This window comes from Actinomycetospora sp. (genome assembly GCF_036497585.1).
Lineage (GTDB): Bacteria > Actinomycetota > Actinomycetes > Mycobacteriales > Pseudonocardiaceae > Actinomycetospora.
Window position 1 is genome coordinate 58,935 of sequence record NZ_DASXJD010000020.1, and the last position, 7,496, is coordinate 66,430.

General features: G+C 73.7%; 8 protein-coding genes. 4 read left to right on the forward strand and 4 right to left on the reverse strand.

The window, feature by feature from the left end:
* Positions 1-84 precede the first annotated feature (84 nt).
* Complete coding sequence (locus VGH76_RS02130) at positions 85-1,446, forward strand: NAD(P)/FAD-dependent oxidoreductase (RefSeq protein ID WP_331554953.1); 1,362 nt, start codon at positions 85-87, stop codon at positions 1,444-1,446.
* Positions 1,447-1,471: 25 nt separating this feature from the next.
* Positions 1,472-2,332, forward strand: a complete 861-nt coding sequence (locus VGH76_RS02135) for an alpha/beta hydrolase (protein WP_331554954.1) — start codon at positions 1,472-1,474, stop codon at positions 2,330-2,332.
* A gap of 31 nt (positions 2,333-2,363) precedes the next feature.
* Here VGH76_RS02135 and aroQ read toward each other — a convergent pair whose 3' ends face one another.
* Positions 2,364-2,822 (reverse strand): type II 3-dehydroquinate dehydratase, encoded by a 459-nt coding sequence (aroQ, locus tag VGH76_RS02140; RefSeq protein ID WP_331554955.1) that lies wholly within the window; start codon positions 2,820-2,822, stop codon positions 2,364-2,366.
* 162 nt (positions 2,823-2,984) lie between these two features.
* Between aroQ and VGH76_RS02145 the strand changes: the two genes are divergently transcribed.
* Entirely contained in the window at positions 2,985-3,587 is a 603-nt protein-coding gene (locus VGH76_RS02145) for a response regulator transcription factor (RefSeq protein ID WP_331554956.1), read from the forward strand.
* A 158-nt stretch (positions 3,588-3,745) separates the two neighbouring features.
* Here the strand turns inward: VGH76_RS02145 and VGH76_RS02150 are convergent, their stop codons facing one another.
* Positions 3,746-3,979 (reverse strand): hypothetical protein, encoded by a 234-nt coding sequence (locus VGH76_RS02150; protein ID WP_331554957.1) that lies wholly within the window; start codon positions 3,977-3,979, stop codon positions 3,746-3,748.
* A 162-nt stretch (positions 3,980-4,141) separates the two neighbouring features.
* Between VGH76_RS02150 and VGH76_RS02155 the strand changes: the two genes are divergently transcribed.
* Positions 4,142-5,158, forward strand: a complete 1,017-nt coding sequence (locus VGH76_RS02155; RefSeq protein WP_331554958.1) for a helix-turn-helix transcriptional regulator — start codon at positions 4,142-4,144, stop codon at positions 5,156-5,158.
* A 187-nt stretch (positions 5,159-5,345) separates the two neighbouring features.
* On the opposite strand, the gene VGH76_RS02160 is transcribed toward VGH76_RS02155, so the two are convergent.
* Together VGH76_RS02160 and VGH76_RS02165 are read right to left on the reverse strand one after the other, a co-directional pair.
* Positions 5,346-6,905 (reverse strand): alkaline phosphatase D family protein, encoded by a 1,560-nt coding sequence (locus VGH76_RS02160; RefSeq protein ID WP_331554959.1) that lies wholly within the window; start codon positions 6,903-6,905, stop codon positions 5,346-5,348.
* 168 nt (positions 6,906-7,073) lie between these two features.
* On the reverse strand, positions 7,074-7,496 hold a 423-nt coding region (locus VGH76_RS02165), incomplete at its 5' end, for an RtcB family protein (protein ID WP_331554960.1).

Here is a 7,496-nt window from a genome sequence, read left to right on the forward strand (position 1 = left end):
CCGAGGGGCATCTTGCGCCGCAGGAGCCCCGGCAACACCCCGTCGCCGGTGTGACGTCGGCAGCGTGACGAGGAGGATCCGGGAATGTCCGCGGAACGGATCGTCGTGGTCGGCGCGGGGTTCGCCGGCCTGGAGTGCGTGAAGCGTCTCGAGAAGAAGCTGCGCGCCGAGATCGATCGGGGCGACGTCGAGGTCGTCACGGTCAACCCGAATGACTACATGCTCTACCTGCCGCTGCTCCCGCAGGTCGCGGCCGGGGTGATCACCACCCAGGCCGTCACGGTGTCGTTGCCGCGGGCGGTGAAGCGCGCCCACCGCCTGCCCGGGACCGTGATCGGGGTGGACCTGGAGCGCTCCGTCGTCATCGTCCGCAAGATCTCCGGCGAGGTCGTGGACCTGCCCTACGACCGGGTCGTGCTCGCGCCGGGCAGCGTCACCCGCAAGTTCGACATCCCGGGCCTCGACGAGAACGCGCTCGGCATGAAGAACCTCGCCGAGGCGGCGTACCTGCGCGACCACGTCATCTCCCAGCTCGAGCTGGCCAACGCCTCGACCGACGACGAGGAGCGCGCGGCGCGTCTCCAGTTCGTCGTGGTCGGCGGCGGCTACGCCGGCACCGAGACCGCGGCCTGCATGCAGCTGCTCACCGAGTCGGCGCTCAAGCGCTTCCCCCGCCTCGACCCGGGGCTGGTGCGCTGGACCCTCGTCGACATCGCGCCGCGGCTCATGCCCGAGCTCGGGAAGCGCCTCGGTGAGCAGGCGCTGGATCTGCTGCGCCGTCGCGGGATCGAGATCAAGCTCGAGACCGGGGTCGAGGAGGTCACCGACACCGACGTGACCTTCACCGACGGCACCACGCTGCCGACGCGCACCCTGGTCTGGACCGCGGGCGTGACCTCCAACCCGCTGGTGAAGAACCTCGGGAAGGACCTGGTCCGTGGGCGGTTGAAGGTCGGCGCGGACCTCCGGCTCCCCGGGCACGACACGGTCTTCGCGCTCGGCGACTGCGCGGCCGTCCCCGACCTCACCCAGGACGACCCCGAGGCCATCTGCCCGCCGACCGCGCAGCACGCCACCCGCATGGCGACGACGGCGGCCGACAACATCGTGGCCTCGCTGCACGGCGGGCCGCTGAGGCGGTACAAGCACCACGACCTCGGCCTCGTGGTCGACCTCGGCGGCTCGCAGGCCGTGGCGCACCCGTTGGGCCTCGAGCTCAAGGGCCCCGTCGCGCAGGTGGTGACCCGCGGGTACCACGTGTTCGCCCTGCCGTTGACGCGCACGCGGCTGCGGGTCATCGCGAACTGGGTGCTGCACCTGTTCGGCGGGGACGAGTTCATCCGCATCGGGTTCCTGTCCGGGCGCAAGGGCACCGTCGAGGACTTCGAGGGTGCCGACGCCTACCTGTCCGCCGAGCAGATCCGCGAGCGTGCCCGGGCGTCGTGACCGCGGCCGTCGCTAGCCTCGTCTGATGCCCCGCCTCGACGACGTCGTCGCCGCCGACGGCACCCGGATCCGCTGGTGGGACAACGGTTGCCCCACCGGCTCCGGCGTGCCCGTCGTGATCTCCAACGGCCTCGGGGCGAGCCCCGCGGCCTGGCCGTTCCTGGGGGGTGACGGTCGCCCCGCGCCCGGCACACCGCGGGCGGTGACCTGGCACCACCGGGGCCTCGGCGGTTCCGAGCGCCCCCGCGATCCCCAGCGCATCCGGATCGCCGACCACGTCGACGACATGGTCGCCGTCATGGACGCGGCCGGGATCGAGCGGGCCACGGTGGTCGGCTGGTCGATCGGGGTGTCGGTCGCGTTCGAGGTCGCGCGGCGGTTCCCCGATCGGGTGGCGTCGTTGCTCGTGCTCGGCGGGGTGGCCGGCGGCGGGTTCCGGGTCGGGCCGACGTGGACGCCCGCGGCCGTCTCGCGCGGGCTCTCCCGGGCGAGCGCGTGGTCGTTGCGCGTGGTCGGTCCGCCGGTGGCCGGACTGATCTCGCTGCTGCCCCGAGGGCTGGACGCGTCGGGCGTGGCGGCCTTCGCCCCCGGGCCGCTGCAGACCCTCGCCGAGGTCGCGCGGGAGTTCAGCCACCACGACTGGACGTGGTTCTCGAAGATGGTGCTCGCGGCCGAGGAGGAGCCGGCCATCCCGGTCGACGCGCTCCGCGTGCCGGTCACCGTGGTCGCGGGGGAGTTCGACACCATGGCCCCGATCGAGGACATGGTGGCCCTTGCCGAGGGCATTCCCGGCGCCCGGTTGGTGCGCCTCCCCGGGACCCACTTCCTGCCCCTGCAGTTCCCCGAGGTGCTGCACGAGGAGCTGGAGGCGTTGCGCGCCCCGTGAACGGACGTGGTCGCTCGAACGCCACACGCGTTCACCTGCGCGCAGCGCACCACCGCAGGGCCAGCTCGTAGCCGAGGACGCCCGCGCCGGCGATGACGGCGGTGGCGATCGGCGAGACGTAGGAGTGGTGCCGGAAGGGCTCGCGGGCGTGCACGTTCGAGATGTGGACCTCGACCACGGGCACCGGGAGGGCGGCCAGCGCGTCCCGCAGCGCCACCGAGGTGTGGGTGTAGCCGCCCGGGTTGATGACGACGGCGTCGAAGTCGGTCATGGCCTCCTGCACCGCGTCGACGAGCACGCCCTCGTGGTTGCTCTGGCGGGCGTCGACCTCGAGCCCGAGCTCGTCGGCGAGCGCGTGGCAGCGGGCGTCGACGTCGGCGAGCGTCGTCGTGCCGTAGACCTCCGGCTCGCGTCGCCCGAGCAGGTTGAGATTGGGTCCGTGCAGCAGGAGCACCCGACACGGCCGTAAAGCATCACGATTCTGCGACATGCGTCCTCCCGGCCATCACGGAGCGATAACAACAGGGGTGTCATTCCAGGGTCAAGGTCTCGCCCGGGGACGCCGATGGAAGGACAGCGCCCACCGTGGGCCGCCTGACACATCCGTCGGCCCCGTCCCCGAACGGGACCGCCACCGGGAACTGGAGTCTGAATGAGGACGGTTCTGATCTGCGACGACCGCCGCAGCGTCCGCGAAGGGCTGACCCGCGTCATGTCGGCCGTGCCCGGAGTGCAGCGCATCGACTGCGTCGCCACCTCGGAGGACCTGCTCGCCCGCTACGCCCGCCAGCCCGTCGACGTCGTCTTCGTCGGCACGCAGCGCGCGGTCAGCTCGGGCGCGGAGGCCACCCGCCGTCTCGTCGCGGCCCACCACCAGGCGAACGTCATCGTCTTCGGCGCGCCCGACGACGCCGGCAGCATCGCCTCGGCCATCGCCGGCGGCGCCCGGGGCTACCTGCGCTGGGACGCCTCGCGCCCCGAGCTCGTGGCCGCCCTCGCCAGCACCACCATGGGCGACGTCTTCCCCACCCAGCGCGCCGCGTCGGAGCCGGGCGCCGGCATCAACCTCACCGAGCGCGAGATGCAGGTCCTGCGTGGGATGAGCCAGGGCAAGAGCAACGGCCAGATCGGCCGCGAGCTCTACCTCTCCGAGGACACCGTCAAGACCCACGCGCGGCGCCTGTTCCGCAAGCTCTCCGCGTCGGACCGCGCGCAGGCGGTGGCCCAGGGCTTCCGCTGCGGTCTCGTCAGCTGAGTCCCCGCACGGTCGCCGGAACGCGGCCCGGGACGACCCGCCGAGTCGGAGGCGGCGGAGTCGGACGAGGGGCCGGTGCATCCAGACCGGGACGAGGGGAGCGGCGCGGGGGGCGCGGCCGATCGGGCAGATCGGTCGCGTCCTCCGCGGGGCGGAGTTCAGACGGGGGCGAGGGGTCCGACGGTGGCCGCGATGCGGTCGTCGGGGATCTCCGTCCGCGCACGGCGGTGCGCGCCGAACCGGTGACGGATGCCGTCCCGGCCGGCCAGCCAGCCCTGGTAGGCGTCGAGCCGGTGGTCGTGGCGCCCGCCGTCGTCGTCGACGACGGTGACGAGGTAGCGGGTCTCGCGCTCGAACTGGTACCGGGGAGCGGGCCGGGCCTGTGAGGTCATCGATCTCGATCGTACGTCTACTGACGAGTCGCGCGTGGTGACCGGCCGGCCACGATCGGGCGCTACCGTCCTTTCCTCGAGGCGCGCTTCGCGGGGCAGGCGACGCCGTCGACGTGCTGATGGCGGTCACGTCCTGACCGCGTCCCGCGCGAGGATGGCGGGGTGCTCGAGACCTCCGCCCGGCTGCTGCGCCTGCTCTCACTGCTGCAGACCCGCCCCGAGTGGTCCGGCCCGGAGCTCGCCGAGCGCCTCGGGGTGTCGGTGCGCACGGTCCGCCGCGACGTCGAGAAGCTCCGCGCGCTCGACTACCCCGTCGAGGTCGACCTCGGGCCGACCGGCGGTTACCGCCTCGGGGCCGGGGCCGCGCTCCCGCCGCTGCTGCTCGACGACGAGGAGGCCGTCGCGGTCGCGGTGACGCTGCAGACGGCGGCCGGGTCCGGCGGCGTCGGGGTCGCCGGGCTGGGGGAGGCCGCGGTGCGGGCGCTGGTGAAGCTCGAGCGCATCCTGCCGAGCCGGTTGCGACGGCGGGTCGCGGCGGTGCCCGTCTCGACGGTGACGCCGCTGCGCGCGACGCCGACCGTCGACCCGGCCGCGCTCGTCGCGGTCGGCGCCGCGTGCCGGGACCGCCGCGTGCTCGACCTCGACTACACCGCCCACGACGGCGCCGTGACCCGTCGTCGGGTGGAGCCGCACCACCTCGTCTCGTGGGGCCGGCGCTGGTACCTGCTCGCGCACGACCGCGGCCGCGACGACTGGCGCACCCTGCGCCTCGACCGCCTGCGCCCCCGGGTGGGGCCGGACGGGCTGGCGACGGGGCCCCGCTTCGAGCCGCGGGAGGTCCCCGGTGGCGACCCCGCGGCCTACGTCGCGTCGAAGGTCGCCGACGTCCGGCCCTTCCGGTGCCGGGTGCACGTGCTCGCCCCGCCCGACGTCGTGCGGGCGCGGCTCTGGACCGACCACGTGCGCCTCGACGACCTCGGGGACGGCACCTGCCGGTTGCACCTCGCGGCCGAGCACGCCGAGGCCGCCGTGCTGATGGTCGTCGGCCTGGGGCTGGAGGTCGTGGTCGAGTCGCCGGACGAGCTCGGCGAGGCGTTGCGGGCGCTGGCGCGGCGCTGTGTGCGCGCTGCAGGCGAGTCGTCGGGGACCCGGGTTGGCGAGCCCGCAGAGTTAGGCTAGGCTCACCTCAGGACGAGATCGACGGGGCTGATCTCGCCGGAGGACCGGCCGTACGGGTGTTGTGGTGGCGCCCGGGACGGCTGCACAAGAGGAGGGCGCCGGGCTCGAGGGACGAGCCCGGCGCCGTCCTCGTCATCGTACCTCCGGGCCCCGGTCCTGCTGTGTCGATCTCGGGTCGGCCTCCGGGCTACGCCTTCTGCAGCCCCGGGGACCGGTCGGCGACCGTGAACGCCGCGGCGGTCCGGACGGGCGCATCCGGTCTCGAGACCCGGTCGACCACGCGGACCGCCGCGTCCATCCGGTCCGGGGTGAAGCGCGCGGTGTGGTATCCGCGCCGGGCGATGCCGTAGCGCAGGTGCGGGTTGCGGGCGAGTGCGCCCGCGACCTCGGCCGAGTGCTCGGACCCGTCGCCCTCGGATGTGATCGAACTGGAGACCAGCTCGGTCCCCACCACCGGCGACGTCGGGTCGTCGTGGTCGGCGTGGATGTCGGCGACGTAGTGGAGGTGGACGTCGCCGGACAGCACGACGGGGTTCCGCACCCGCGCCTGCTGCCAGCTCGCCACGATGCGGTTCCGTTCCGCGGGGTAGCCGTCCCAGGCGTCTCCGTTGAACCCGCGCGGCGGGCCGGGCGCGAGGTCGAGCTGGGAGAAGAACACCTGCTGGCCCAGCACGTCCCACCGGGCGCGGGAGCGGCGGAAGCCGTCGACGAGCCACTGCTCCTGGGCGGCGCCGGTGATGGTGCGTCGCGGATCGTTGCGCTTGGCGGCCGCGGCCGCCCTACCGCCGACCTGGACGTCCCGGTACTGGCGGGTGTCGAGCATGTGGAACGTGGCGGTGGCGCCCCAGGCCAGGCGACGGAAGCACTGGATCGTCGAGCCCCGCGGGCGCTGCGGGAGCCGGACCGGGACGTTCTCGTACCAGGCGCGGAACGCCGCCGCGCGTCGCCCGAGGAAGTCCGGCTGCGGGGTCTCGGGATGGTCGCCCGCCCAGTTGTTCTGGACCTCGTGGTCGTCGAACACGCTCACCCACGGAGCCGCGGCGTGCGCGGCCTGGAGGTCGGGATCGGCGTGGTGGAGGGCGTAGCGGCGGCGGTAGCCCTCGACGGTCCGCGGTTCCGGGTCCCCGTAGCTGCGGGGGTTGCCCGACTTCGCCCGGTACGTGCCGGACGCCTCCTCGTAGAGGTAGTCGCCGAGGAAGAGCACGAGGTCGGGCTGCTCCTGCGCGAGGTGCCGGTAGGCGGTGAAGTACCCGTGCTCGTAGTTCGCGCAGGAGGCGAACGCGATGCTCACGGGCGTGAGTGCGGTCGGGGGCGGGGCGGTGCGGGTGGTGCCGGTCGGCGAGAGCCTGCCGAGGGCACCGAACCGGTAGAAGAACGTCCCGCCGGCGGGCAGCCCGCCGACCTCGACGTGCACGGCGTACCCGTCCTGGGGTCCGGTGCGAGTGCGGCCGGCGGCGCGGACGCGGGTGAAGCGCTCGTCGTCGGCGACCTGCCAGTCGACGTCGATCGCGGACTCCGCCATGCCGCCGTTCGTCGCGTGCGGGTCGCGGGCGAGCCGGGTCCACAGGACGACCCCGTCCGGCGTCGGGTCGCCCGAGGCGACGCCCAGGGTGAACACCTCGCCGCGGGGAGCGGCGGCGCGGGCCGCCGGCGTCGCGAGCGTGCCCACTGAGGTGGCGGCGAGGGCGGCCGCGCCGCCGAGGAGCACGGCGCGGCGGGTGACGGGGAACGACGGGGGACCGGGCACGGCGCTCCTCGAGGTGGACGGCGCTGTGCATGGTGATCGTTCAGGGCCCGGGTGGTGTAACACCCTGTCGACGGGCGGTCGAGCGTCCGGTGTCCAGTTCGCGACGTGGCCCCCGGGAAGGGACGAACGGGTCGTTCGTCACCATCCCCGGTGACGAACGAGGCCCGCTCACTCGCCCTTGACGTTCACGATCTGCCGCAGGACGTGCCGGATCTCGACGAGCTCGGCGGCGTCCGCCATCACGGTGTCCACGTCCTTGTACGCGGCCGGGATCTCGTCCAGGAACGCCTCGGTGTCGCGGTACTCGATGCCCGCCATCGCCTCGCGGAGCTGCTCGACGGTGAAGGTCTTCCGCGCCTTCGACCTCGAGTACGCCCGGCCCGCCCCGTGCGGGGAACTGTTCAGGCTGGGCGGGAACCCCTTGCCGGTGACGACGTACGAGGCCGTCCCCATCGAGCCGGGGATCAGACCGGGCAGGCCCTCCTCGGCGTTGATGGCGCCCTTGCGGGAGACCCAGACCTGCTCGCCGCCGTGCTCCTCGGACTCGGTGTAGTTGTGGTGACAGGAGATGCGCTCCTGCACCACCACCTC